At 63.1% G+C, this 26780-nt stretch carries 21 protein-coding genes and 1 riboswitch; of the genes, 12 read left to right on the forward strand and 9 right to left on the reverse strand.

Annotated features, from left to right (window positions below):
* Nucleotides 1-323: 323 nt before the first annotated feature.
* Complete coding sequence (locus QNA11_RS04655; RefSeq protein WP_283482136.1) at nt 324-659, reverse strand: hypothetical protein; 336 nt, start codon at nt 657-659, stop codon at nt 324-326.
* Nucleotides 660-867: 208 nt separating this feature from the next.
* A riboswitch (TPP riboswitch) is annotated at nt 868-961 on the forward strand.
* Between the two features lie 86 nt (nt 962-1047).
* Between QNA11_RS04655 and thiC the strand changes: the two genes are divergently transcribed.
* On the forward strand, nt 1048-2874 hold the full coding sequence (gene thiC / locus QNA11_RS04660; protein ID WP_283482137.1) for a phosphomethylpyrimidine synthase ThiC: 1827 nt from the start codon (nt 1048-1050) through the stop codon (nt 2872-2874).
* 308 nt (nt 2875-3182) lie between these two features.
* The gene (locus QNA11_RS04665) at nt 3183-4217 is read left to right on the forward strand and encodes a 3'-5' exonuclease (RefSeq protein WP_283482138.1); all 1035 of its coding nucleotides are present in this window, start codon (nt 3183-3185) and stop codon (nt 4215-4217) included.
* Between the two features lie 198 nt (nt 4218-4415).
* Here QNA11_RS04665 and QNA11_RS04670 read toward each other — a convergent pair whose 3' ends face one another.
* Nucleotides 4416-6131, reverse strand: a complete 1716-nt coding sequence (locus QNA11_RS04670; protein WP_283482139.1) for a fibronectin type III domain-containing protein — start codon at nt 6129-6131, stop codon at nt 4416-4418.
* Between the two features lie 301 nt (nt 6132-6432).
* Here QNA11_RS04670 and QNA11_RS04675 point away from each other — a divergent pair, with 301 nt between their 5' ends.
* Both QNA11_RS04675 and QNA11_RS20715 read left to right on the forward strand, forming a co-directional pair.
* Nucleotides 6433-8394, forward strand: a complete 1962-nt coding sequence (locus tag QNA11_RS04675; RefSeq protein WP_283482140.1) for a putative bifunctional diguanylate cyclase/phosphodiesterase — start codon at nt 6433-6435, stop codon at nt 8392-8394.
* A 318-nt stretch (nt 8395-8712) separates the two neighbouring features.
* On the forward strand, nt 8713-9030 hold the full coding sequence (locus QNA11_RS20715; RefSeq protein WP_502867513.1) for an AAA family ATPase: 318 nt from the start codon (nt 8713-8715) through the stop codon (nt 9028-9030).
* A gap of 186 nt (nt 9031-9216) precedes the next feature.
* On the opposite strand, the gene QNA11_RS20600 is transcribed toward QNA11_RS20715, so the two are convergent.
* Nucleotides 9217-9717 (reverse strand): septal ring lytic transglycosylase RlpA family protein, encoded by a 501-nt coding sequence (locus QNA11_RS20600; protein WP_349362179.1) that lies wholly within the window; start codon nt 9715-9717, stop codon nt 9217-9219.
* 345 nt (nt 9718-10062) lie between these two features.
* Between QNA11_RS20600 and mog the strand changes: the two genes are divergently transcribed.
* The 3 genes from mog (at nt 10063) to QNA11_RS04695 (ending at nt 12216) form a co-directional block, all read left to right on the forward strand.
* Nucleotides 10063-10605 carry a molybdopterin adenylyltransferase gene (gene mog / locus QNA11_RS04685; RefSeq protein WP_283482141.1) on the forward strand — a complete coding sequence of 181 codons (543 nt, stop codon included), beginning with the start codon at nt 10063-10065 and terminating at the stop codon, nt 10603-10605.
* Between the two features lie 149 nt (nt 10606-10754).
* Nucleotides 10755-11570, forward strand: a complete 816-nt coding sequence (dapB, locus tag QNA11_RS04690; protein ID WP_283482142.1) for a 4-hydroxy-tetrahydrodipicolinate reductase — start codon at nt 10755-10757, stop codon at nt 11568-11570.
* A 16-nt stretch (nt 11571-11586) separates the two neighbouring features.
* A complete protein-coding gene (locus QNA11_RS04695; RefSeq protein WP_202071777.1) occupies nt 11587-12216 on the forward strand; it encodes a 2,3-bisphosphoglycerate-dependent phosphoglycerate mutase in 630 nt (209 codons plus the stop codon).
* A 415-nt stretch (nt 12217-12631) separates the two neighbouring features.
* Here the strand turns inward: QNA11_RS04695 and QNA11_RS04700 are convergent, their stop codons facing one another.
* Complete coding sequence (locus QNA11_RS04700) at nt 12632-12961, reverse strand: hypothetical protein (protein ID WP_283482143.1); 330 nt, start codon at nt 12959-12961, stop codon at nt 12632-12634.
* Between the two features lie 48 nt (nt 12962-13009).
* The gene (locus QNA11_RS04705; RefSeq protein ID WP_283482144.1) at nt 13010-13723 is read right to left on the reverse strand and encodes a hypothetical protein; all 714 of its coding nucleotides are present in this window, start codon (nt 13721-13723) and stop codon (nt 13010-13012) included.
* A gap of 420 nt (nt 13724-14143) precedes the next feature.
* Between QNA11_RS04705 and QNA11_RS04710 the strand changes: the two genes are divergently transcribed.
* From QNA11_RS04710 to cysG, 4 genes are all read left to right on the forward strand, one after another.
* Complete coding sequence (locus QNA11_RS04710; protein WP_283482145.1) at nt 14144-14773, forward strand: alpha-ketoglutarate-dependent dioxygenase AlkB family protein; 630 nt, start codon at nt 14144-14146, stop codon at nt 14771-14773.
* 326 nt (nt 14774-15099) lie between these two features.
* Nucleotides 15100-15495, forward strand: a complete 396-nt coding sequence (locus tag QNA11_RS04715) for a cytochrome c-554 (RefSeq protein WP_202071773.1) — start codon at nt 15100-15102, stop codon at nt 15493-15495.
* 279 nt (nt 15496-15774) lie between these two features.
* On the forward strand, nt 15775-18162 hold the full coding sequence (locus tag QNA11_RS04720) for a TonB-dependent receptor (RefSeq protein WP_283482146.1): 2388 nt from the start codon (nt 15775-15777) through the stop codon (nt 18160-18162).
* 529 nt (nt 18163-18691) lie between these two features.
* Entirely contained in the window at nt 18692-20101 is a 1410-nt protein-coding gene (gene cysG, locus QNA11_RS04725; RefSeq protein WP_283482147.1) for a siroheme synthase CysG, read from the forward strand.
* 601 nt (nt 20102-20702) lie between these two features.
* Here cysG and QNA11_RS04730 read toward each other — a convergent pair.
* From QNA11_RS04730 to QNA11_RS04745, 4 genes are all read right to left on the reverse strand, one after another.
* Complete coding sequence (locus QNA11_RS04730) at nt 20703-21485, reverse strand: tetratricopeptide repeat protein (RefSeq protein ID WP_202071770.1); 783 nt, start codon at nt 21483-21485, stop codon at nt 20703-20705.
* 148 nt (nt 21486-21633) lie between these two features.
* Entirely contained in the window at nt 21634-22338 is a 705-nt protein-coding gene (locus QNA11_RS04735; RefSeq protein WP_283482148.1) for a uroporphyrinogen-III synthase, read from the reverse strand.
* The gene (gene hemC / locus QNA11_RS04740; RefSeq protein WP_283482149.1) at nt 22335-23261 is read right to left on the reverse strand and encodes a hydroxymethylbilane synthase; all 927 of its coding nucleotides are present in this window, start codon (nt 23259-23261) and stop codon (nt 22335-22337) included. The genes QNA11_RS04735 and hemC overlap by 4 nt, the downstream gene beginning before the upstream one ends.
* Before the next feature lie 1019 nt (nt 23262-24280).
* A complete protein-coding gene (locus tag QNA11_RS04745) occupies nt 24281-25369 on the reverse strand; it encodes a linear amide C-N hydrolase (protein WP_283482150.1) in 1089 nt (362 codons plus the stop codon).
* Nucleotides 25370-25573: 204 nt separating this feature from the next.
* Here QNA11_RS04745 and QNA11_RS04750 point away from each other — a divergent pair, with 204 nt between their 5' ends.
* On the forward strand, nt 25574-26776 hold the full coding sequence (locus QNA11_RS04750) for an MFS transporter (protein WP_283482151.1): 1203 nt from the start codon (nt 25574-25576) through the stop codon (nt 26774-26776).
* The last annotated feature ends 4 nt before the right edge of the window (nt 26777-26780 follow it).

Below are 26780 nucleotides of genomic sequence, written 5' to 3' on the forward strand. Positions count from 1 at the left end.
AGAAAAAGGGCGCTTGTCTTCAAGCGCCCTCAGTATGTCGACAAATTTCCGAGGCGGCCTCGTCCTTCGAGACGCGAGCGTCGCTCGCTCCTCAGGATGAGGCCTAAGTGTTTGGCGCAGATGCAGAAGCCCCTCATGCTGAGGAGCCTGCGCAGCAGGCGTCTCGAAGCACGAGGGGCGTTACCGCCACATCTCACGGCGCTTGTCTTCAAGCGCCCTGGGAAAACGACCTCGCAAGCCGCTTAGCGCGCTTTCCGCTCGCACGGAATCGTGCGAGCGCAGAGAAAGCGCGCAAATTCAAAAGCTGGAGCGCGCGAATGCGCTTAGAGCGCGTCGAAGGTCTTTTTCTTGCCGTCGTGAGTCTTGATGGTGACAATGCGGACGTAGCTGCAATCGTCGAAGCCGGGCAGGGGGGAGTCGCTCTTCGCGGGCACGGTGAACTTGTCGCCAACCTTATAGGGGTGGTGCAGGACCTTATCGTTATTCGGGATGGTGCATCCGCCGCCGTTCACGACGATCTCGTCGACGATCACTTTGTCCTTCTTGACTTCACATTTCACGGAGCCATCGTGCTTTTTGGAGCATTCGACGGCGTCGTCCTTGGCGTAAGCGACGGCGGGAATAAGCGTGAAGAGAAGCAGTAGCTGTAGCTTTTTCATGGGGGCGCTCGACATTCTTGCGTGGGACTCTAGAGCTTGTCGCTCGGCCGTCCAAAGCACAGTTCGAAAAAGGAATTATGACAGCGGCGAGATAAGAGGCCCGGCGCACGCCCCGAGAAAAGGCGTTTTGGACGCCGGTTCCACGCATGGAGAAAGCGCCGACGCGCCGGACGGCCTTGCTCCCGAAACTCCAACGCGCTAGCTTTCCGCCGATGGCGAGGGGCGCCGCTTGCGCGGCTGAGAAGCACCCGTCGAACCTGATCCGGGTCATGCCGGCGGAGGGAATGCCAGGGCAGGGCGCGCCGCGCCCCTCATCCGGATTCCGTTCTTCGTCCGCCTGGCCCTCATCCGCTCCCTTTGAAGGAGCGCGATCGAAGGAAGCGCGACGATGAACATCCACGACAAACGCACGCCGCTCAGCGTCACCACCGGCCCGATCGGCAAGTCGCGCAAGCTCTATTCCTCGCCCGAAGGGCGCCCCGACATTCGCGTCCCCTACCGCGAAATCGCGCTCGATCCATCGTCCGGCGAGGCGCCCTTGCGGGTCTATGATCCGTCCGGCCCCTATGGCTGCGAGAATTTCACGCCCGATCTTTCGGCTGGCCTCCCGGCGGCGCGGCCCTGGCTCGCGACGCGCGCCGGGCTGGAGGCCTATGAGGGCCGCACGGTCAAGCCCGAGGACAATGGCTTTGCCGAAGGCGACCGCCTCGTGCCGCCATGCCCCGCCGAGCGCAAGCTCTATCGCGCCGCCGGCGTCGCGCCCGTCACCCAGCTCGAATTCGCCCGCGCCGGCATCGTCACGGAAGAGATGATCTATGTCGCGCATCGCGAGAACCTTTGCCGCGAACGCGCGCTCGACGCCGCCAGGGAACGCATCGCCGACGGCGAAAGCTTCGGCGCTGACATTCCCGAATTCGTCACGCCCGAATTCGTGCGCTCGGAAATCGCGCGCGGCCGCGCCATCATCCCGGCCAACATCAATCACCCGGAGCTGGAGCCGGTTATCATCGGCCGCAACTTCCTTGTGAAGGTCAACGCCAATATCGGCAATTCCGCCGTGACCTCCTCGGTCGCCGAGGAAGTCGAGAAGATGGTGTGGGCCTCGCGCTGGGGCGCCGACACGGTCATGGACCTCTCCACCGGCCGCAACATCCACAATATCCGCGACTGGATCATCCGCAACGCTTCCGTGCCGATCGGCACTGTGCCGATCTATCAGGCGCTGGAGAAAGTCGGCGGCGACGCGCTGAAGCTCGATTGGGAGGTCTTCAAGGACACGCTGATCGAGCAGGCCGAGCAGGGCGTCGATTATTTCACCATCCACGCCGGCGTGCGTCTCGCTTTCGTGCCGTTGACCGCGAACCGCGTCACCGGCATCGTTTCGCGCGGCGGCTCGATCATGGCGCGCTGGTGCCTCTCCAAACATAAGGAGAGCTTCCTCTACGAGCGCTTCGACGAGATTTGCGACATCATGCGCAAATATGACGTCTCCTTCTCGCTCGGCGATGGATTGCGCCCCGGCTCCAACGCCGACGCCAATGACGCCGCGCAATTCGCGGAGCTGGAGACGCTCGGCGAGCTCACCAAGATCGCCTGGGACAAAGGCTGTCAGGTGATGATCGAGGGCCCCGGCCATGTGCCGATGCACAAGATCAAAGCCAATATGGACAAGCAGCTAAAAGCCTGCGGCGAGGCGCCGTTCTATACGCTCGGGCCGCTCGTCACCGACATCGCGCCTGGCTACGACCATATTACGTCCGGCATCGGCGCGGCGATGATCGGCTGGTTCGGCACGGCCATGCTGTGTTACGTAACGCCTAAAGAGCATTTGGGCCTGCCGGACCGCGACGATGTTAAGACAGGCGTTATAACCTACCGCATCGCCGCCCATGCCGCCGACCTCGCCAAGGGCCATCCGGCGGCGCGCGAGCGCGACGACGCCATGAGCCGCGCCCGCTTCGACTTCCGCTGGAACGACCAGTTCGAGATCGGCCTCGATCCCGACACCGCGCGCCAATATCACGACGAAACCATGCCCAAGGAGGCGCATAAGCTCGCGCATTTCTGCTCCATGTGCGGCCCGAAATTCTGCTCCATGCAGATCACGCGCGATCTGCGCGAGGAGGCGAAGGAGATCGAGGCGCGCGAGAAGGGACTGGCTGAGAAGGCCGAGGAGTTCATGGAGAAGGGCGCGCAGATTTACGTGCGGGGGTGAGTTCTCAGGGGTCTGTCGTTTCCGCTCGAGCCGCGCGCGCCGGGACTTGTCATTCCCGGCGGGCCAAAGGCCCGACCGGGAATCCAGAGCCGCAAGAGCACTGTTTCGGCTCTGGATTCACGATCGCTCGCTTCGCGAGCGTCGGGAATGACAAGGACCATATCAAGCAGATTTCCTAAGCGTTCCTGTTGTGATCGTGACGCTTTGCCTATAGCGTTGGCGCATCAGCTCACTTGATATAATTTCGCCCTTGGCCGCGTCCGACTTCCACGGATGCGTCTTATTTTGAATTTTGCAGAGGGGCGCCTTTGTCTCTTCCAAAGAACATCCTTTTTGTCGATGTGGAAACCACAGGTCTTTCCAATGATGACAGGGTCGTTTCCTTCGGCGCAGTCGCACTCGATGCGTCGACCCTCGGGAGCGGAGCTTGGAAAACCGAAGAGACCCATCTGATTTTCGATCCTGGCGTGCCAAGCCATCCGATGGCGCTCAAGGTTCACGGATATGACGATTGGACTTTGAGGCATCAGCCTCCGTTTCCTCTTTATGCCCATCTCGTCAAATCCATGATCTCTCGCTGCGACCTGTTGGTCGCGCATAACGCGGACTTCGACCTGAAATTCTTGTCGCGGGAGCTGGCCAGCGCCAGAGAAACGTGGCCGGATGCAAAGACCTATTGCACGATGCAGGCTGAGCGTCGCAGGGGGCGTCCGGCGGGCCTCGATGCGGTGTGCGGTCGGATCGGCGTCCCGAGCAGGGGACGCCGCCACTCCGCTTTCGACGACGCATTCAGGGCCATGCAGGTCTTTCTGCATCAACACGGCGTGTCCGTGAACGGCTTGGCGTCTCCAACCAAGAAGCCCTCCAATCTCAAAAAGGTTCCTCGAAAACCAAAGGACGGGATAGCTGATCGCGCGCCAGATGTTGAACGCGCGCGGATCGAGAAGCTCGCTGAGTTGCTGGCATTGCAGAGGCGGGAAGTATACCCGGGCCTTTTGGCGCTTCGCTGGATTGCCGGAAGCGCTTTCCTGGAGGACGCGAAAATCGCGTCGGTGGCTCGCGCGTTCATGGAAACCGAGTCGGCGGCCCATACTGCCCAAGTCATCGACGAGTTCCCTGAAATCGCGATCCTCGACGTTGCGCGCCTTGGCTGCGAATGGCGAGACGTCCGGAATGCTTTGGACGCGATCCGCTCCGATCTACCGAAGAGGCAGCGACTAAGCGACGCTATCGAGCGGTGTATTCGAGCGGACGGGCAAATCGCCAAAGAAGAAATCGAGCGTCTGAGAGAAATTGCGGATTATCTCGGCGGACAGATTGCGGTCGCCTTCGTCGCAACATAGGAAACCGCTGATCTTATTTCAGGCGCACGGTCAAAACGCGTGCGCCTGCGCCTTTCGCCTCCGCCGTGATCCACACTGTCATTCCCGACGCTCGCAAAGCGAGCGATCGGGAATCCAGAGCAACCATTGCAATTTTGGCTCGATTCCCGGTCGGGCTGCGCCCGCCGGGAATGACAGAACCTCCGCGAACTGTTCGAGTCAAAGCTGCGACAAGGTCGTGGCGTTGAACTTCATGCTGACCGCCGTCTCCAAATTCGACAATGCATTGTCGATCACCGCGAAGATCACCGCGCGCGAGGAGGCGTTGCTCAAATCGAGCGAGGCTGTCGTCGATACGGCGTTCTTCGTCAGGCTCGACGTGAACGCCGCCGCGGCCTGATTGGCGGTGAACATTTGCGCGGGCGCCGTTCCGTTCGAATAGTCGAGCGTCTGGACGACCTTGGAAAACACATTCGCCAGCGCGCTCATGCTGATGACGACGTGGTTCTGCGGCGTGACGACGGCGGTGGGGCTCGTCGTGGGGATCGGGTTCCCGTAGAGCTGATCCAGGTAATAATGCACCTGATACGGATACTGCGCATAAGTGTCCGTGCTGCCCCAGACCGAGGCGTAGGAATTGACCGAGGCCACCGTGGCCGCCGTCGCGCTCGCGCCGAGCTTGCTGTAACGGGACACCAAAGGTCCGTAAAAGCCCTGGTTGTAGGCCGCATTGGCGATCACTTCGAGGAAGCTGTTCGGCAGCGTCTTGAATCTGACCAGCGCATTGTCGAAATCCGGCTCCCACGGCGTGACCCAGCCGCCCGCGCCCTTTCCGGTGACGTTCAGCGCGACAAGGTCGTTGTAGTGGAAGAAGGCCGGCAACATCGGCCCGTAATATTTGTTGTTGAAGGATCCGGGCGTCGACAGCGTGTGCTGCTGCGCGGCGTTGGCGATGGTGAAGCCGATGTTTTTCTGGATCGCGACATAATTGATGAGCGAATGCCCGTCCGGATTGTAGCTGCCCGAGACCATATCCGCTGCATAATTATTTATCTGATATGGCCCGCCTTGGCCGACCCCCATCACCGCCTGTTGCAGCGGCGACGGATCGATGAGATCGGAACTCGACGTATAGAGCTGGGTCTCGATATTCTCCTGCAAAAGCTGCGCGAAAATCGAGCCGATCAGATAGTCGTTGTTGAACTGAACGCCGGGGAAGCCTTCCTTGACGAGGTGAGAATACATCACGCCGGCGATGACGTTCGAGGCGATCAGATCGTCGAAATTGCCGCCCGTCAGCGTGAGGGAATCCTGCGCCGCGCCGACGCCGAGCCAGAGATGGAAATTGATCGTTCCCGAGCTTTGGCTGGAGCCGCCGGTACTGCCGCCGCCGCCGCTGCTGGCGCTTTGCGTCGTCACAGTGATCGGCGACGATTGCGGCGAGTCGCCGGCGGCGTCCACCGCCGCGACCGCAAAGCTATATGTCGTAGCGGGCGAGAGATTGGAGACGGCGACGCTGGCGCCGGTGACGGTCCCGAGCAGGGCCCCGTTCTTGTAAACCTTGTAGCCGGTCACGACGCAGGACGGGACCGTGACGGCGCTCCAGCTCAGCGTCGTGGCGGCGCTCGTCGTCCCGGAGGCCGCCAGACCAGTGGGGGCCGGCGGCGCGGATACGCAGGAGCCGCAGGCGCCGACATTGGTCCACGGCTGGCCAGAGCCCGGATAGACGCCGTTATGGGTGGCGGGCTCGTCGCCTTGCGTCCACCAATTGTTTCGATAGACGAGCGCGTTTTCGCTGACGAGATTGCCCGGCGAGGCATAGGTGGTCGACGCGCTCCAGGGAGCCGGACAGGAATTGGCGGCGAAGGTCGACGGGCTGATCAAGCATCCGATGACGGTCGTAACCAGTTGCGCCTTTAAACGCTGGTTGGTCATTCTGGCACCAATTGGAATAGGAAGGAACATCTGACGCTCTCCGAGCGCCACGACCTAGCTTGTATACATCCGTTGGTGCCAGATATCTGAAAAAATACTATAAAATTATTCGAATAATTTTATGAAATAATCGACGGTGTAAATATAAACGAGGCGGCGGCTCGCGGCGCGCGCCGACCCCAACGGCGCAGCTTCAAACCCTTTTCAGTTAATGACTTATGCACGCGCTCTTCGTAATCTTCGGCTTTTCGCGCCGCAGCGCGCCTCCGGCCCGCGGGCTTGGATACAAGGATCGAAGGCCTTGGGAAGAGAAATTGCCGCCAAATTCGTTCGGCTTTTTCAAGCGCCGACCGATGATATGGAGCTTGTGCGGGCGCAGTTTCATGCTTTCGCCAAGCAAATCCCCCTGCTTTATATTATACTGTCGATCAACACGGCCGCTGTCGTGTTTACATTCGCCAAATTCGGTCATCCCTGGATTTCCGTTTACTTGCCGCTTGCCTTGTGTCTGGCGGGTCTCGGACGCGGCGTTGCTTGGTGGCGCATCGGCCGCGCCCCCGTCTCCGACGACGTCGTCGTCCTCTACATGCAACGCACCAACAGGCTCGCTTTCATATCGGCTCTGGCCTTCATCGCGTGGGGAATAGCGCTGTTCCCTTATGGCGATGCTTACGCCCAGGGCCAGTTGGTGTTTTTCCTCGGCCTGTCGCTGATCAGCGGCGCTTTCTGCCTGATGCATCTACGGTCCGCAGCTTTGAGCGTCACATTGTTCGGCGTCGCTCCCTTCAGCATCTATTTTTTCTTCGCCCAAGAAGGGCAGTTCAGATCGGCGGCGATCAATCTTGCGCTCGTTTCCCTTGGCATGATCGTGATCCTGATGATCTACAATCGTGATTTCGCCAATCTGGTCTCGTCGCGCCGCTCCCTGCTCGAAAAGCAGGAAGAGACACAGCGTCTCAGCGAAGAGAATCTTCGGCTGGCCAATCTCGACGCGTTGAGCGGGCTGCCGAACCGCCGAGCGCTCATGTCGCAACTCGATGAGATGCATCGGGCGAGCGGGGAAGCGCATACGCAGATTGCGGTGATATTCGTCGATCTGGACGGCTTCAAAGACGTCAACGACGCCCACGGCCACGAAACGGGCGACAGGGTGATCGAGATCGTCGCAGGCGAACTCCAGCGCTTGCTGCCTGAAGGCGCTGTTCTGGCGCGCCTCGGCGGCGACGAGTTTGCGGCGCTGATTTCGGCGAGCGACGCGGCGGCGCAGGCCGATATGTTCGCAGCGCGTGTCGTGGCGAATCTCACTGAGCCGATCCGGATCAGAGAGCGCGCCATCCAAATCGGGGCCAGCGTCGGCATCGCCTGCGCCGCGCAAGGCGCATGTGACGCCGGGGAATTATTTCGCCGGGCCGATGCGGCCATGTACGACGTCAAAGAAAATGGCAAAGCGGGCGTAAGAGTCTATTCCGCCGCGCTCGACGCCGCACGTCACAGACAGCAGGAACTCGAAGGAGAAATCCGGCAAGGACTGATCGACGGACAATTCGAGGTCTTCTATCAGCCGATCGTCGACGCCGAGGGGAAAGACATCGTCTCGGTGGAGGCGCTGTTGCGATGGCCGCGCCGTCCGGCCGGCGCCATCGGTCCCGACCAATTCATCTGCGTCGCCGAGGCGAGCGGCTTGATCAATCCGCTGGGGCTTTTCGTTCTGCGGCGGGCCTGCCAGGATATTCTCGAGGCCAAGGGGCTAAATCTCAGCGTCAATGTTTCCCCGGCGCAATTCCGCGATCCGGACTTCGAAGCGAAGATCGCCGCCGTTCTCGCCGAGACTGGGTTTCCCGCGCAGCGCCTCGAGTTCGAACTGACCGAGGGCTATCTGATCGATCATCCCGAGCGGGCGATGGCTGTGATCGCGTCGCTCAAAGGCATGGGCGTTTCGATCGCTCTGGACGACTTCGGCGTCGGTTATACGAGCATCGCCTATTTGCAACGATATGGGTTCGACAGGATCAAGATCGACAAGTCCCTCGCCGGTCGGGTCGCGACCGACAAAAAAGCCGGCGTGCTCGTCGCCGGCGCGATCTACATCGCGAATGGGTTGGACATGGCAGTAACGGCCGAGGGGGTCGAGACCGAAGAACAAGCGGATTTGTTGCGGCTGGCCGGTTGTCAGTGCTTGCAAGGGTTCCGGTACAGCGAACCAAAACCAATCGACGCGATCAGAGATTGGCTGACCGAACGAAGAGGGGATGTGGCCGCCTGAGCGGATGCAGCCGGATCAAACACTTGGCGCCCACGAGACAGTCGGCTGACTCAATATTTTTGCTTGCGTTGTCGGGCTTTCAGAGAAGATGAAAGCAAATCTTTTGATCGGCGGCGTTGGACATGAGACGTGCTCTATATAAATCCTGACTCTTTTTTGGGCGTGCCGCGAGTCTGGACTCCTGAGCGAAGTAAGGCTGCCTGGGAGCAATGCTATTCGGCATTATCGTCTGCAGTGTCCGAAAGGGCCATTGATAGCCTTTACATCGTATTTGGTGTTCAGGGAGGCGGTAAAACCAATTGGATCAAGGCTTCCTCAGTGAGCATCATTCGAGAGCCGGCAGCCGTATTCGACGCGGCGCTGCCTGCGGCGCGTCACCGAGCGCGTGCAATTCAAATCGCGAGGAGTGGAAACATTCCAGTGATCGCAATCTGGGTGGACACGCCCCTCAGCGTTGCTCTGGCAAGAAACGAGAGCCGACAGGAAGATGAGCGCGTCCCCCGCGAGGCAATCGAATCTGTGTTTGGCTTGCTTGAGGCGCCCACGTTTCAAGAGGGTTTCTCAGAAATGTATCGCATCGATCAGCGGGGCGGCATCCAGTCTCACCAGCGACGGTTCGGTCGCGAGGTTGACTGAGCATAGCTTAGAGCGCTGAAACGGCAGACGATTTGGTTGCTTAAATCACCCATATCCTTTCACCGGTCTGCCACGCCCGCCGTGACGCACGACCCGAACGGCCCGATGACGCAAAAAATCGCGCTGAAGAAGAGCGGCTCGCCGCAGCCGCGCCCGACCTCCGAGGCCGGGCGCCGCTCACGCGTCTTAGCTGCGGCCGAGCACCTGCACATGCACGGCGCCCGTGCCGGCGGAAATGAGGCCGATCCGCGAGGCGGCGCCGCGTGAGAGATCGAGGCTGCGGCCGGTCCAGGCCGCCGGGCCGCGATCATTGACCCGCACGACGACCGAGCGGCCGCCATGCGAAACGAGCAGCCGCGTGCCAAGCGGAAGGGTGCGATGGGCGGCGGTCAGGCCCCATTGATTGAAGCGCTCGCCGTTCGCCGTGTGGCTGTTGGGCTCATATTTGCGCGGGCCGCCGCCATAATAGGAGGCGTTGGCCACGAAAGAGCGCGCGTTCTCGGGCATGGCGTAGCCGAAGACGTTGTCGTCGCTTGCGGCGTGGCGGCCGTGGTGACGCGATGGGATGGACTGCTGTTGTTGCGAGGCAGCGTCGGAACCGCCGAAGAGTTGTGAAACAAAATCCTGAGCGGCGGCGGGAACACTCATCAGACCTAACGCGGCTACGACAACAGAAACACGCTTCATTCCGTATTCAGCTCCTTGTGAGGCCATTCCACGAAATAAAGATTTGAGCGCATCCATATTAGATGCGCCCATCTCATTTCGATCAGGCATGGTTGGAAGTGAGGATGCGGTGTCTAGAGGCGGAATGTGGCGAAAATGTCCTGATACACTTCTGCCTATTCATGGCGCATAATCGCCTCATTTAAGAACATGCCGCGACGCCTGTCTTTAGATTATCGATAAAACGATGCTCATGTTGGCGTATTCGGCGGCGGCCAGCCATATCGTCTCGCATATGTCTTGCCATCAAGACAGGCTGACAAATGGGCGGCGAGGCGCCAAAAGGCTCGGGGGAGAACTCAACGCATGACCGACATCAAACGCCCGGCCGTTATCGGCGTCGTCACCGCCTCCGACCGCGCGAGCGCCGGCGTCTACAAGGACGAGAGCGGGCCGGCGATCGAGGCCTATCTCACCTCCGTCCTGACGACGCCCTTCCGCATCGAGCGCCGGGTGATCCCGGATGGGTTCGAAAGCGTGCGCGATACGCTGATCGACCTCGCCGACAACGTCGGCTGCGACCTCGTGGTCACGACCGGCGGCACGGGCCCGAGCCCGCGCGATCTGACGCCGGAGGCGACGCTCGCCGCCTGTCCGCGCGAGCTGCCGGGTTTCGGCGAGCTGATGCGGCAGGTCTCGCTCGCGCAGACGCCGACCGCCATTCTCTCGCGCCAGCTTGCGGCGCATCGCGGCAAATGCCTGGTCGTCAACCTGCCCGGAAAACCGGCGGCCATAGAGCTGTGCCTGAACGCGGTTATGCCCGCCGTGCCCTATTGCCTCGACCTCATCGGCGCCGCCTATATCGAGACGGACCCGGCGCGGGTGAAAGCCTTCCGGCCGAAGAAGTAACTACCCGTACGGGCAGTAAGCGCTCTGGCGCCGCGACAATGGGAAGGCTTCTCTTGAGGCCCTCCGGTCTGTATAGGGAGATACGCGTAGAAGGCCCGAGTCGCCGGTTCGCGCGTCTTGATGCATGCCGCAGGCGAGGGCTTGAAGAGATGAGCGATTTGCGTCTGGTCGTGGTAGGCCCGGCGGGCCGTATGGGCTGTATGCTGACGCGGGCCATCCCCGACACGCTGGGCGTGCGGCTCGTCGCGGCTGTGGAGCGCGAAGGGTCGCCCGCAATCGGCGCCGACAGCGGCGCCGCCTTCGGGCAGGCGCCCAACGGCGTGCCGGTGACGAGCGACATAGAGTCGGCGCTTTCGCAGGCCGATGCGGTCATCGACTTCTCAGCTCCCGCCGCCACGGTGGCGGTCGCCAAGGCTTGCGCCAAAAAGCGCGTCGCCCATGTCATTGGCACGACCGGCCTTGCCCCGGAAGAACTCGCGACGATCGCCGAAGCCGCCCGCGAGACGGTTGTCGTGCGCTCCGGCAATATGAGCCTCGGCGTCAACCTGCTGGCTGTCCTCGTCGAAAAGGCGGCCAAGGCGCTGGGGCCCGGCTGGGACGCCGAGATTGTCGAGATGCATCACAAGATGAAGGTGGACGCCCCCTCGGGCACGGCGCTGCTGCTGGGCGAGGCTGTCGCAAAGGGCAGGGGGATTGATCTCGCCGAGCATAGCGCGCGCGGCCGCGACGGGCTCACCGGGCCGCGCAAGGCCGGCGACATCGGCTTCGCCGCGCTGCGCGGCGGCTCGGTCGTCGGCGAGCATACGGTGATCTTCGCGGGCATGGGCGAGCGCATCGAGCTCTCCCACCGCGCCGAGGATCGCGGCATTTTCGCGCGCGGCGCAATCGCGGCGGCGCTCTGGACGCGGGCGAAGGCGCCCGGGCTCTATTCCATGGCTGATGTGCTGGGCCTTTCCGGCGCGTGAGATTTGCGAGACCGACATGAGCATGAACCGCACGCTTGTCCTCGTCCGGCACGGTCAGAGCGAATGGAACGCCAAAAATCTGTTCACCGGCTGGAAAAATCCCGACCTCACGCCGCTCGGCGTCGAGGAGGCGCGTCGCGCCGGGCGTGAATTGAGGAAACTCGATCTGCTGTTCAGCGCCGGCTTCACCTCGGCGCTGCTGCGCGCGCAACATACGCTGCAGCTCATCTTCGAGGAGCTGGGTCAGTCCAATGTGCCGACGGTCAAAGATCGCGCGCTGAACGAGCGCCATTACGGCGATCTCTCCGGGCTCAACAAGGATGAAGCGCGCGAGAAATGGGGCGAGGAGCAGGTGCGCCTGTGGCGGCGTTCCTATGACGTGCCCCCGCCCGGCGGCGAGAGTCTGAAGGATACGGTCGCCCGCGTCGTGCCCTTTTACGTTCAGCGTATTTTGCCGCCGGTGATGCGCGGCGAGCGCGTTCTGGTCGCGGCGCATGGCAATTCGCTGCGCGCGCTCTGCATGGTGCTGGAGCAGATGACGCCCGAAAGCGTGACGACGCTGGAACTCGCGACCGGCGTGCCGATCGTCTACAAGCTCAACGCGGATTCGACCGTGGCGTCGAAGACGGTGCTGGAGCACCGATAGTTGCCACGAATCCGGCAATAAAACGTCAGGCTGATACGAGATCCGCTCAAGCGCTGGTTTTGCCCAGAGCCCGTCATTGCGAGCGAAGCGAAGCAATCCAGGGCAGCGATGCGGCCCTGGATTGCTTCGTCGGCTCCGCCTCCTCGCAATGACGGCGGTGATTTCCTCTGTGTCTAAACGGCGCGAGCGTCGGGAATGGCGCCGAACCAATCAAGCGGATCTCGTGTCATTCCCGACGCACGCGCAGCGAGCGATCGGGAATCCAGAGCTGCATCAGCGCTTTTGCGGCTCTGGATTCCCGGTCGGGCTTTCAGCCCGCCGGGAATGACATTCCCCAATGCGAGCAGCTCAATCGGAAATAGTATGACGGGGGGCATGAGCGCCGCCGCGTCGCGGCGGTTTGCTCGAGCAAGCATTATCCGAAGCTGTGCCCCTCGATGACGATGGCCTCGGCCACATGGCGCGGCACGTCGGTGATCGGAATTTCACGGCAGTTGAGGTTGTATCGATTCTCGGCGGCGTTCCAATCACAGGCGATGACAGTGTTGGCATTGGGCGAGGGGAAATACCATGTCGACGGACGCTTGAAGGAGGTCAGCGGCTTGGAAGCATGCGCCACGAGGGCGTTGGCGAGAGCCCGCGCTTTCGTCGCGCTCTTGTTCGTGGCGGTTTTTCGTGTCTTCTTCGCGGGCGTCCGTTTTTTGATTGCGCCCGTTTTTTTCGTTGGTTTGGTGGTCCTCGCCATAACGCCTTTCCTTCTGATGCATATTCAAAACGAGAGCGTCGACTGTATTTAGAACCCGAAGCGCGTAATGGGCGCGCTCCTCATATAGACGCCGATCTGCGACGCCTGGAACGTGCCGGCGGCGACGCTGGCCAATCGCTTGCTCGACGGATCGACCGGGCCGAAAGTCAGAAGCAGGTCGTGAGTGCGATCCCGGCTCGTCGAGAGCAGCGGCCCGGCCGGGTTGACGTTGACGTGAACGAATGTCCAGGCCGGATTGATATTGCCGCTTGTCGCGACGAGGAACCTCACCTCATGCGACAAGGCATCCTGCTTCAGCGGCGTGTCGATCCCGGTGGGCGCCGTTATCTCGCCTGTGCCAGCGGCCAGCACGTGACTGACCAGCCACTGCCTCAGCTTCAGATCGCCCTGGATGAGCAAGGATTTCATCGGCGCGGCCGCGTTGTCGCCGGCCGGGCAGGGGCCGAGCCGATAGAGGTCCTTGACCGTGTGGTAGAAGTTGAGCGTATCGATCCGCGTCGCATCTGCGGAGGCCGAGACGCCGCCGGCGAGCGTAAACAAGGCGGTCGCCGGATTTGGGGGCGTCCAGATCGCCGTCGGATTTATGGACGTCTTTTCGTCGATGGTCAGAGTCAGCGCGGCTTGCACGCCCCATTTTTCGAACCAGGCGGCGGTTCGTTGCCCATTTATCGCGGCAAGTTCCTTGTCTCGATCGATGACGAAAGCGACGGCGTTGCGCATCTCGCAGTTGACGCTGCGCACGATCGCTTGAACGAGAAGTTGGCCGTCGGCTTGATTGCTTGGCGGGTCCGCTAGCTCCGGAACATAAGTCCCGCATCCGGTCAGGAGCGCACAAAAAAGCCCGGCGAGAGTCTTTCGAGCCATCATAACGCGGACCTCGGGAATGATCGAAAATTGAAACGGTCGCTTTGTTTAGTCGATAAAGTCTAGCTGCCGCGCGAGGCGATGGCAATTTCGTTCGGCGCATCGGAATTTGTCATTCCCGGCAGGCTGATAGCCCGACCGGAATCCAGAGCCACAAGAGCGTTGGTTCTGCTCTGGATTCCCGATCGCGCGCTGCGCGAGCGTCGGGAATGACAACGGACCGGTCGAGCGGAACCCATATCACAGCGCGGCCGTCTACAAGAAAAAGCGCCAGCCGGCCATGTAGAGTAACGCGAGATGCAAGCACAGCAAATCACCCCCGGCGCTTTCCACTATCCGGCCTTTCTCGACGCCGCCGCGCAGGAGCGCTTGGCGCAGGAGATCGCCGATGCGATCTCGGCAGCGCCGCTCTTTATTTCGCGCATGCCGAAATCCGGCCTGCCCATGTCGGTGCGTATGACCAATTGCGGGCCGCTCGGCTGGATGAGCGACAAGGACAGGGGCTATCGCTATGAGCCGCGCCATCCCGAAACCGGCGCGCCTTGGGCGCCCATCCCGCAGATGCTGCTCGACATTTGGGATGAGCTGACCGGCTATCCGAAGTCGCCGGAAGCCTGCCTCGTCAATGTCTACGCCGCGGATGCGAAGATGGGCTTGCATCAGGATCGCGACGAAGCGGATGTCGCGGCGCCGATCCTCTCTCTGTCGCTCGGCGCCGATTGCCGCTTTCGCCTCGGCGGGCGCAAACGCGCCGACAAGACGACCGCCCTCACGCTTTCCTCGGGCGACGCGCTGATTCTCTCTGGGCCCGCGCGGCTATGTTTTCATGGGGTCGACCGCATCTTGCCGTCGATCCTCACGCCCTTGCCGGCGCCGCTCGCCGGGCAGGGCGCGCGAGTCAATCTGACATTGCGACGCGTGACTTAGCGCGCATTCCACAAAAGCTGAGGGGCTTTTGCGAAACGAATGCGCCCAGCTTTTTGAATCTGCGCGCTTTCTCATCGCTCACATTGTTCTGCGGGATAGGGCGCGCGCGGCCGCGTCGAAACGGGGTTCAGCTCCGGTTCACCTCATCTGCGCCAAGGTGCGAACTCGAGACTGCTCAAGTGGCGGTATTGTGTCAGAGCGCCCCTTCGTTGTAGTTTCGCCGCGTCTCAAAGAGCGGCCGCGAGCGCCGAACCCATTGGCACGCGCGTTTTAAAGAATGTTGGCGAACGCGACTGCGAACGCCGAGGATGAGGAAAGGATCAAGGATGAAGACGATTTCCCTGCTGACGTTCGCTGCGAGCGTCGCTTTTGCCGCTTCCGCCGGCCAGGCCTTCGCCGCTGGCGACGCCGCCGCGGGCGAAAAGGTCTTCGCCAAGTGCAAGGCCTGCCATCAGGTCGGCCCGGGCGCCAAGAACGCCGTGGCGCCGGAGCTCAATGGCCTCAGCGGCCGCAAGGCCGGCTCGGTCGAGGGCTACAACTATTCCGAGCCGATGAAGGGCTCGGGCATCACCTGGGACGAGGCCTCCTTCAAGGAGTTCATCAAGAACCCGAAGGCCAAGGTGCCCGGCACCAAGATGATCTTCCAGGGCCTCGCCTCGGAAGGCGATCAGGACAATGTCTGGGCCTATGTCTCCCAGTTCAAGGCGGACGGCAGCAAGTAATTCGAGCGCCCACGTCCTAAGTTCAAAGCGGCCCTGATTCAGGGCCGCTTTTTCGTTTCAAAATTATCACAGTCAAGAAATTTAATAGTTGTCCAGAATGTCGCATTTCCAACGATCGTTCTGGCGGAACTCCGCCAAGAAGAGCGACAAACTTGAAAGATTTCCAAGGTTGTTCTCAAGCCATTGCAACCAAAGACTTAACGCAGCAATACTCGAGCAGAAACATGAGATCGAGTCTAGCGGCAATCGATCCCCCACTTCTGCTTGGAGACTTTCCTGGTGACGCCCACTGCGCCTCAAAAACCCTACATTCATCCTCGCGTCAGCCTCTGCGCCATCGCCGCCGTTCTTGCCGCTCCCATTCCCGCTCTTGCACAGCATGCGCTGCCAAAAATCGATGTCGGGCATGCGCAGAAGACCGTCGTCCGCACGCCGGCGCAGCGCGCGCCGGTTCATGTCTCCCCGGTCGTGACGGCTGCGACGCCTGCGCCCACGCCTTTCATTCCGCAAGGCCAAACGCTCGGCGGCGGCCCGAGCGGCGTTGTCGGCTATGTCGCGCACGGCACCTCGACCGCCACCAAGACCAACACGCCGATCCTCGACATTCCGCAGTCGATCACCATCCTCACCAAGCAGCAGCTCGAAGACCGCAACAGCCTGACTCTCGGCCAGGCGCTCGCCTATGTGCCGGGCGTGACGGTGGCGCAGGGCGAGGGGCAGCGCGATCAGATCACCATTCGCGGCCAGCCCACAACCGCGGATTTCTATACGGACGGGGTGCGCGACGACGCTGAATATTACCGCGATCTCTACAACATGCAGGCGGTCGAGGTGTTGAAAGGCCCGAGCGCGCTCGTCTTCGGCCGCGGCGGCGGCGGCGGCGTCGTCAATCGCGTGACGAAAAAGGCCGATGGCGAAACGCTGCGCGCCGTGCAGATCTCGACGGGCAGTTTCGGCCGCAAGCGCGTGACCTTCGATGTCGGGCAGGCGATCAACGATCAACTCGCCGTGCGCGTCAACGGGCTCTTCGAGCAGTCTTACAGCTACCGCGACTATTTCAATATGAAGCGGTGGGGAATCAATCCGACTTTCACCTGGAAGCCTTTCGAGAAGACCTTCGTCACGCTCAGCTATGAGCATTACTTCGACTACCGCACGATGGACCGCGGCATACCGTCGGTGAACTGGAACGCCAATCCGACGATCCTGGCGGCGCAGCGTCTCGGGGCCGCCGATCTCTACCCCGGCTATCCGTCGCCGACCGACCGCTCGACATTCTTCGGCAATCCGACGGTCAACTACGCCAAGACCGACGTCGATCGCGCGGTTCTGATGATCGATCATACGACCGACTTCGGCGTCAACATCAAGAACCAGACCGTCTTCGCCAATTACGCCAAGTTCTATCAGAACACTTTCGCCAACAACGCCGTCGCCTTCTCCGGCTGCGCGGGCGCGCTGCCGCCCTGCGTGCAGCTCTCCGGTTACAACAACGAGACGCCGCGCCAGAATATCTTCAACCAGACGGACCTGACCTATACGCTGCAAATGACGCCGCAGATCAAGCACACGCTGCTTGCCGGCATGGAGTTCGGCAATCAGAAGTCCGACACCAACCGTAACAACGCGCGCTGGCTGAACCCCTTCACCGGCTCGGCGAACATCAACACTTTCTTCGGCTCTCCCACGACCTTCCTGCCGGTCGTCTTCAATAATCCGAGCTTCCGCCGCCACACCGATCTCGATCTTGCCGCGGGCTATGTGCAGGATCAGATCAGCGTGACGAAATACGTCGACATCCTCGCGGGCGTGCGCTTCGACAGCTACAGGCTCAGATTCGTCAACACGCTTCCGACTCCGACCCCGACTATCGATAATTATTGGGGCCAGACGATCACCAACAACGTGGGCAAATGGTCGCCGCGTTTCGGCCTCGTGTTCAAGCCCTTCGAGCAGCTCTCGCTCTACGGCGCCTATTCGCGCACATTCCTGCCGGCGGCGGGCGATCAGTTCAACACGTTGTCGATCTCGCAGCAGAATTTGCAGCCGCAGGGATTCGAGAATGTGGAGGCGGGGTTCAAGGCTGAAATCACGCCGACCTTGCTCTTCACCGGCGCCATCTACAACCTCAATCGCAGCAACCAGCCGGTCGCGATCAACGCATTTTATAATGTGCTCACCAATACCCGCACGGTCGGCGGCGAGCTCGGCCTCGTTGGGCAGGTGACCAAGGAATGGCAGGTGTCGCTCGGCTACGGCAATCAGCACGCCTATATCACGAGCTCCGACCGCGTGCCGCTCGCGGGCACTGGGCCGCTCTTTACCGAAAAGGGCAAGGTCGTGCCGTCCGTGCCGCAGAACACTTTCACCTTCTGGAACAAATATGACGTCTCGTCGCTCATCGGCCTGGCGCCGGACGTGCTCGGCGTCGGCACGGGCGTGATCTACAACGCCAAATTCTACGCGGCGCTGGACAATGCGGTCGTCATCCCCGGTTACGCCCGCTGGGACGGGGCCGTCTATTGGAAGCTCAGCGAGCAGATTTCCGCGCAGGTGAATGTCGAGAACATTCTCGGCGCGAGCTACTACGCCTCGGCGCATAACAACAACAACATCATGCCCGGCGCGCCGCGTTCGGCCTTCGTGACGGTGAACGCCAAGTTCTGACCGGCGACGTTTGAGCGGTTGGCGCCGTCATTCCCGACGGGCCGAAGGCCCGATCGGGAATCCAGCGCCAAAATAGCGAAGGTTGCTCTGGATTCCCGATCATGCGGGATGGCGCCGTCTCCGACGCTCGCGCCGTTTGGATACACAATGCAATCACCGCCGTCATTGCGAGGAGGCGGAGCCGACGAAGCAATCCAGGGCCGCATCGCCGCCCCGGATTGCTTCGCTTCGCTCGCAATGACGGGCGCTGGGCAAAACGAGCGCTCTTGTGGCTCTGGATTCAAATGGCAATCCGAGCTGTTCAAACGGAAACGGCATCACTCGCTTCGCGAGCGTCGGCAATGACACGCGGCGGGATAACCCTGGCCCGCAATGAAAGACTTCGCGCATAGCTGTCCCACTGTCCGGCCGCTCGCCCCGGCAGCGCTTTCTCAGCACGGGCGGATCGGCTATGCGTCATCGGGCCGAGCAGGCGGCGTTCTAACCGACGCTCGCCTGCCGGATTCTCCTCGCCCGGAACAGGCCCGACGTGACGCGCAAACCCGACGAAATCTCCTCCGACCTCATGCAGCCTCTCGAAGCTCTGCCCGTGTTTTATCCGCTCGCCGGCAAGCGCGTCGTCGTCATCGGGGGCGGGGAGGGCGCGGCCTGGAAGGTCGATCTCGCCGCCGCGTCCGGCGCGCGGGTCGATGTCTACGCCGCCGACCCCTCCGATAAGCTGCGGGAGATCGTCGCCGTCCGGGGAAACGTCACGCTTCACGAGCGCGCGGCCGCGCCAGCGGATTTCGACGGCGCGGCGCTCGCGCTCGGCTCGACCTTCGACGATGCGGAGGCCGACGCCGCCCGCAAATCCGCCGACGCCGCTCATGTGCCGCTCAATCTGGCGGACCGGCCAGCGATGAGCGACTTCATCATGGGCGCGATCGTCAATCGCTCGCCGCTCGTCATCGGCGTCTCGACTGGCGGCGCCTCCCCCGTTTTCGCCCAAGCCATGCGCGGCCGCATCGAGGCCCTCGTGCCGTCGAGCTTTGCCGCCTGGGCCAAGGCGGCGCAGGAATGGCGGCCGCAAATCCTTTCTTCCGGCCTCGACTTTCTGGCGCGGCGCGATTTCTGGCGCCGGTTCACGCGGCTGGCGTTCCGCGACGTCGAGCGCCAGCCCACGACGCGCGATTGCGACGCGCTGCTGGCGCAGGCGCGCGAAGCCGGCGACGCCGCGGCGCATGGGCGGGTGACGCTCGTGGGCGCGGGGCCGGGCGATCCGGAGCTCATCACCCTCAAGGGCATGCGCGCGCTGGCCGGCGCCGATGTCGTCCTCTTCGACGATCTCGTGCCCGCCGGCATTCTCGACTTCGCGCGCCGCGAGGCGACGCGCATCAATGTCGGGAAACGCGGCTACAAGCCTTCCGTGCGACAAGAGGAGATCACCGCGCTCCTCGTCGAGCTGGCGCGCGCCGGCAAGAATGTCGTGCGCCTCAAGGGCGGCGATCCGCTGATCTTCGGCCGCGCCAATGAGGAGATCGCGGCGCTGCGCGCGGCGGGCTTCGAGATCGAAATCGTGCCCGGCGTCACGGCCGCCTTCGCCGGAGCCGCCGCGCTCGGCGCATCGCTGACGAGCCGCGAGACCGTGCGGCGCGTGCAATTCATCACCGCCCATACGAAGGACGGGGAATTTCCCGAGGACTTCGACTGGGGCGCGCTCGCCGATCGCCGCGCGACGACGGCCGTCTATATGGGCAACCGCACTTTGCCCGAACTGTCGCGCCGGTTGCTCGAGGAGGGCATGGCGCATGACACGCCCGCCTTCCTCATCGAACGCGCCTCGACCCCTGACGAGCGCATCATCAAAGGGACGATCAGCGATCTTCCCGAGAAGGTTGCGCGTGAAGCGATCGTCGGCCCGGTGATGGTCCTGATCGGCTGGGCGCTGGTTGAGAAGTGAGGCGGGCGGGGAAGTGTGTTCGAACATTTGTAAAATAGAACATATGTTCGAACAGGGGCCCGTCATGGCCGGGCTTGTCCCGGCCATCCACGCCGAGGGGCACAGCCTACGCGGAAGCGTGATCGCTATGGACGAAGGCCGCGCAGGGCTTGCGATGCTCCGCGTTCCACAAACGTTCCCGATGACTGCCCAGCATTTGCTATCATGCCCCCGGCGTGGATGGCCGGGACAAGCCCGGCCATGACGAGGGCGGCGACAGGAAATTGTGCGCAGGCTGCTAGGGTGGCCCAGCCATCGGGCATCTTCTAAGACGCCCGTCTTTCAGCCGGCTGCGGGTGGCGGGGTAATACGAGACCGCTAGATTGGTCCGCCGTCATCCTCGACGCTCGCGCAAGCGAGCGATCGGGGATTCAGAGCAAAACCGGCGCTGTTCCGGCTCTGAATTCACCCCCTTGAAGGGGAGAAAGCGGCCGGCCCGTCGGGAATGCTGGCCGGCGTCAACCAACGCCGAAGAAAAACAGTTTTTGCGGAAAAGAAACAAACTTGGTCCCGCGTCATCGAGCAACTTGCGACGACGCGGGATGAACCAAGGGAGCCGTCGTTACTTCCCGGGCGCCGTCTCGATCGGTGCGGACCCCGCCGGCATGGCGCCGCCGGACTCCGGCTCGATCACCGGAACGACGTCGATCTTGCCGCCGCTCGTCGCGCCGCCGGAGGTCGCCGCCGCAGGCGCGGGCTTGGGGCCGCGCTTGGCGTGCAGCAGGCCCTTATAGGCGGAGGCGCGCTGGCGCATGGATTGCGGGGCGTCGCGGTCGTTGAGCACCTGCTCGAAGACGCGCTCGGCCTCGTCGTAGTCGTCATTGAACAGCGCGTCGAGGCCGTTCCATTCCTGAGCGGAGAAGCGGAAGGCGCCGGTCGAGAGCATCAGCGGGCCGAGCGTGCGCTCGAGCTTCTCGCGGTCGTCGCCCTCGAGCACGATCAGCGCCGCGCGCAGCATGGCGATTTCTTGCGTCAGCTTGTCGACGTTGGGGTCTTCGCCGATCGCGCTCAATTCGCTGAGCGCCTGAGCCTTGTCGGGACGCGCTTCGGCGGCGCGGATGCGGGCGAGGGCGGCGTAGCCCTTGGGACCGTCCTTGGCGATGGCGTCGAAAGCGGCGGCGGCCTCGGCGTTCTTGCCCTCGTCGGCCAGCGCCACGGCGGCGACATAGCGGGCGTTGGCCTCCTCGGCGGCCTTGAGGCGCTTATCCTGATAATAGCTCCAGGCGCCGGTCGCGGCGACGATCAGAAAAGCTCCGACGAAAATCGGCGTCTGATAGCGGCGCCAAAATTCGGCTGCCTTGTCCCGGCGGACGTCTTCGTCGACCTCGTGGAAAATATCCGACATGCTCGCGCGACCCTTGCGTTTCCGATTTTTCTTGTCCCCGAAGGGGAGACGCAGGGGTTAGCACAGGCGGACGCGAAAGGCGAGCATTGCGCCAAGGCTCAGAGCTGGCGCCAAGCGCAGAGCTGGCCGACGCTCCGGCCGCAAGCCGTCACAAAAGGGCGGCCACAGCTTTCAGCAAATGTGCTTCGTCAGGCGCTTGCGCGCAGGAGACCGAGAGCCCGGCTGCTTCGAGCGGCGCGGCCACGTCTTTCGAAAGCGCGACATGGACGACCCGCCCGAGCTGAGGCGCCAACCCCGCAGACGCGGCGAGCCGCAAAAAAATCTCTGCGCTGCGGCGGGAGTAGTGGAGCGCGACGTCAATCTCCCCGGCCGCCAACGCCGCGCGCGCTTCGTCGGAGAGGGCCTCGGCCGCCCGCGCTTCGTAGACGTCGACGGCCGTGACGGCATGGCCGGCGCCACGCAGGCCGGCCTCCAAAGCCGCCTGCCGATCCCGCCCGGCAAGATAGAGGAAGTGAACCGGGGCAGGGTAGCGGGCGAGCAACAGCGGCAGGATGGCCTCGGCCTTTCCGGCGACAATGTCTGGCCGCCAGCCGCGCTCTACTGCCCCCTTAGCGGTCTTGGCGCCGACGGCGTGCAGAGGCAGGGCCTTATAAGGTTCCGTATCCGTTCCGGCGCAGTCGATCCCCTTGGCGCTCGACGCCAGCACGGCGTCATAAGCGCCCGGCGGAACGCGCGCCCCGGTCGCGCCGAACTCCAATACAGGGGATACGACTGACGTAAATCGTAACGATTTTAGTTTTTCCGCCGTACGTAAGGCGTCTTCCGCTCCACGTAAGACGAGGGCGCGCCTCACATCAGCCCCGCGACGCCATGCGGCAGCTTCAGCACGATCTCATTGCCTGCGTCGGCGCCGATCATCGCCGCGTCGATCGCGCGGCCCTTGCGGCGCGTGATCCACACTTGGCTGCCATCCGCTTTCAACACCTCGCCATAGAAGGAGAGCTCGTCCCCGGAGACCGTCGCATAGCCGGCGATCGGGGTGCGGCAGGAGCCGTCGAGCGCGGAGAGAAAGGCGCGCTCGGCGGCGAGCGCGAGGGCTGTCGCCGCGTCGAGTAGCGGGGCGAGCGCAGAGCGCGTCTCGGCGTCGCCGGCGCGGGCCGTTATGCCGATCGCGCCTTGTCCGACAGCGGGCGGAAAATCCGCGAGCGGCAACAGCGCCGTCGCGCGATCGGCGAGGCCGAGCCGCTTCAACCCGGCGAGCGCCAGAAGCGTGGCGTCGATCTCGCCGCTCTCCACCTTGCCGAGCCGCGTATGAACATTGCCGCGCAACAGCGTGGTCTGCAGATCGGGGCGGCGGCGCTTCACCTGCGCGGCGCGGCGCAGCGAGGCGGTGCCGACAACAGCCCCCGGGGGCAGGGCGTCGATCGTCATGCCGTCGCGGCCGATCCAGGCGTCCCGCACATCCTCGCGCGGCAGATAGCCGGCGATGACGATCTCCGCCGGCAGATGCGTGGGGAGGTCCTTCGAGCTGTGCACGGCGAGGTCGATGGCTCCCCCAATCAGCGCGAGATCGAGCTCCTTGGTGAAGAGCCCCTTGCCGCCGGAGTCGGCGAGAGACCGGTCTTGAATCTGGTCCCCGGTCGTCTTGATGATCTCGACGGGGAAATGGTCCTCGCTCACGCCATGCGCCTCGGCGAGGAGGGCGCGAACCATATGGGTCTGCGCAAGCGCCAGCGGGCTGCCGCGCGTGCCGATGCGAAGGCTCTTGATCGTCATGAGGTTTCCCAGCGTGAGAGTTGCGCGGGACTATAAGGGCCGGGAAGGGAAGGGCAAGCCGCGGCGCCTCTGGGCTTCTGCGGCCCCCCCCTATCGCGTCATTCTTTAGTTGTCCCCGCCTTCAAACTGTCACCCTTCTTTCCGGGCCGTTCTGTCACCGTTCTATCAGGGCTGGACCGCCCGCCTGCTCCTCTCCCCGCTTGCGGGGAGAGGAGCAGAGCGCGGCCTTCATCGAGAAATTCGCCCCCTAATTTATCCCCACCCTCCAAACCTCCCTTATCCTTCCACCGCCTCGCCAACTTGCAGGGGCGTCGTCAGGGTCGGCGGCGTCGGCGGGGTCGGTTAAGCGCGGGACGCGACCCTCGTTCCGTGCGGGACTCCGGCGCCGCCCGCCGGGTCTCTCCTTCGTGGGGAGATTGCGCGGGAGAAATCCCACGCAAAGGCTGGGCATAGTTTTCGCGCCCGCAACACGCGGCCGGAGTACCGAAAGGGAAAGGGCCGGCGGGCCGGAGGCGGCGCATGTCGAGGCCCTTGCGACGCGCTCGGGAGCGTCAAAACTCCCGGGAAAGAAGCAGGCGCCGTCTGGCGGCTGCGCCCGAAGGGCCAAGGTCACAAGATGACCCCACCCCGGACGGAAAGGTGCGCGCGAATAAAGACCGCAGCCGGGACGCCTTGGCCCCGATGCGCTTATTTTTCACGCTACCGGCCGAACGGGGCCGGGGCGTCCCGGCTTCCTGTATCGCCTCGCGTCGGAAATCGGCGGCGGGGAATTTGGCGCTGGGCAGTTCTGCGGAGGCGTCTGGGAAGCTGAATCGCTCCCCACCCTTGATCCCTCCCCGCCACTCCGTGGGGGGAGGGAGAGAAGCGGCGCCGCTAGGGATCACTAGCAAGCAACGCTGACAAATCCGGGCGCGAGCCGCCTCCCTCCCCTTGCGGGGAGGGATCAAGGGTGGGGGTCGTTTCAGTGATGAGAATATCGCCCAATTACAAATCCTTAGCCGAGCGGCGCCAAAAGCCCTTCACGCAGCCGCTTTCCACCGCCGCAGGAAGCGTCGCGCGTCGCCGCCGATCGCCGGATCGTGCAGATCGAGAGAAAGCACTGGCGCGCCTGGCTTGAAATTGGCGCTCTTGAAATCGAGCCAAAACAGGCTCGGCGCCGTCGCGCTGCTGACGAAATAAACCTTGTTGGTGACGTCGGCGGCCGTGACCCAATTGGTTTGACAGGCGCCCCAAAAACCCTTGTCCGGCGCACGGCCGGGATCGCGGAAAGGAACTTGCGCGATGCGCAGCAGCGACAGCGCGCCGGCGACCGCCTCCCGGTAGGTCTTCGGATCGGGCAGATATTTCGAATAGGCGGCGAGCCGGACGAAACGATCCTCCGCCGTCTCGTCGCCCGGCAGCGGCTTGGTTCCGCCGAAGGGCGCATATTGCTTCACGCGCTCGATCATCTGGTCATAGGGCGGATCATTGGTCATCACGCGATATTCGGGGCCGTGATGAACGACGAGCTTTCCGTCGATATATTCGATGATCGCCGAGTCGCCCGAGGGGTCTTGCACGGCAAGATGCGTGGGCAGGTGCTGCGTCAGGCCGAGGTCGCTCGCCCATGCGGCGGCGACGCGGAACTTGCCTTCCTTATGCGCGTCGACGACCTCATTAACCGTCGCGAAATTGTCGAGAACATATTGCGCCCAATGCGTATCGGGCAGAACCGGGCGCTTGTCCGGGGCTTCGAGACGGCTTTCGTCCAGCACCAGCATATGCGCCGCAAGGCCCATTTCATTGAGGCCGTCCGAGGCGGCGCCTTCGAAGGAGACGATCGCAGCGCAGCCATATTTGGAGGTCCAGCCAATCGTATCCGGGCCGACGCCTTCGATCTTGCCCTTCACGCCGGGAAGCACGCTCGCCTGTGACGTGCGGGCCTGGCCGCGTGGAAAAACAACGAATTTTGGCCGCTCCGGCAGAGCGACAGGGAGGTCCATCGAGCGAACGACGATCTTGGCCAGCTTGCGGTCATTGACGAAAGCCAGCGAGCAGGCCCGCAATTCCTCCGTTGTCAGCGCAAAAGGCAGGGAAAGGAGCCCGGTCAGAAATGCGCGTCTTTGCATGGCTTGCCTGCTCTTTCGTCGGCGAAAATGGCAGTCCGGAAAATGGCTCACGTCGCACTTTGGGCGCGTCGAATGAACAAGCCGTTGCGCAGGGCCCGCAAATGCCGCCGTTTCGAGCGCGACGCCTTGCCGCGGATTTTCTATCCCCAGGCTTCGGCGGTGCGATAAAGCTAGCGCCTCGACGCCTCCGACAAAGAGCCAGCCTTGCTCACAGCCGCGATCCCGAAACGCCCGTCTTCCTATCGCTGGTTCGTGCTGGCGCTCGCGACCCTCGCTCAGACCGGCGGCTGCTTTTTGGTGCAGGGGCTCGGCGCTCTGGGGCCGGCGCTGCAGGCGGCTTTCGGCCTCGATGCGGCGCAGGTGGGGCTCACCATGTCGGCCGCGCAGACGACGCCCATCGTGGGGCTCCCGATCGCCGGTCTGCTGCTCGATCGCTTCAGCGAAAGGCTGATCGTCGGGCTCGGCGCGGCGATGGTCGCGGCGGCGCTCTTCGCAGCCGCGCAAGCCGAGAGCTATCTCGACATCCTCTCCTGGCTCGTCGTCGCGAGCATCGGCTATTGCACCGTGCAACCGGGCGGCGGCAAGGTGGTGGCGGCGTGGTTTGCGTCCGATACGCGCGGCCTCGCCATGGGGATTCGTCAGGCGGGCCTGCCGCTGGGCGCGGCGCTCGCGGCCCTGATCCTGCCGGTCGTTGCCGCGCAGCAGGGGTGGCGCGCCGCTTTTGAACTCGGCGCCGGCGCCGCGCTGACGAGCGGGCTGCTTTTCGCCTTTCTGTATCGCCCGCCGCCAGACCCTTTGCCGGCGCGCAAGCGGTGCGAGAACCTTTGGCGGGAGCGCATCGACGAAATCGCGCCGCGTCTTCCACGCATTGCCCTGCCGGGGGCGGCGCTCGTCTGCGTGCAATTCTGCATGACCGTCTATTTGCCGCTCGACCTTCGCGACCGCTTCGGCATTCCCGTGGAAACGGGCGTGAAGCTCTTATTCGCGGCGCAATTCGCCGGGGCGTTTGCGCGCATCATTCTCGCCCTCTGGAGCGACAGAAGCGCGCGCGGCCGTTTCTTCCCGCTCGCCGTCAGCATGGGCGCGATCTTGCTGGGCCTCGCCGCCTATTTGTTTGCCCCCGGCGCGCCTCTATGGGCGGTCGCCTTGCTTGCGATCTGGCTCGGCTTCTTCGGCTTCGGCTGGTACGGGCCCTGGATCGCGCTGGTCAGCGAAGCCGCGCCCAAAGGCGCGATCGGCTTCATGATCGGCCTCGCCATGGCGATCAACCAGATCTGCGTCGTGCTCGCGCCGCCGGCCTTCGGCGCCTTGCGCGACGCGACCGGAACTTATGCCTGGGGGTGGAGCGCCTTGATCGCAGCGTTGGCGCTGGCGCTGTGGGGAAGCTGGCGAAAGGAAGGTTTATAGGCGC

Origin of the sequence: Methylocystis sp. JR02, from assembly GCF_030063565.1 — a bacterium.
Classification (GTDB): Bacteria; Pseudomonadota; Alphaproteobacteria; order Rhizobiales; family Beijerinckiaceae; genus Methylocystis; species Methylocystis iwaonis.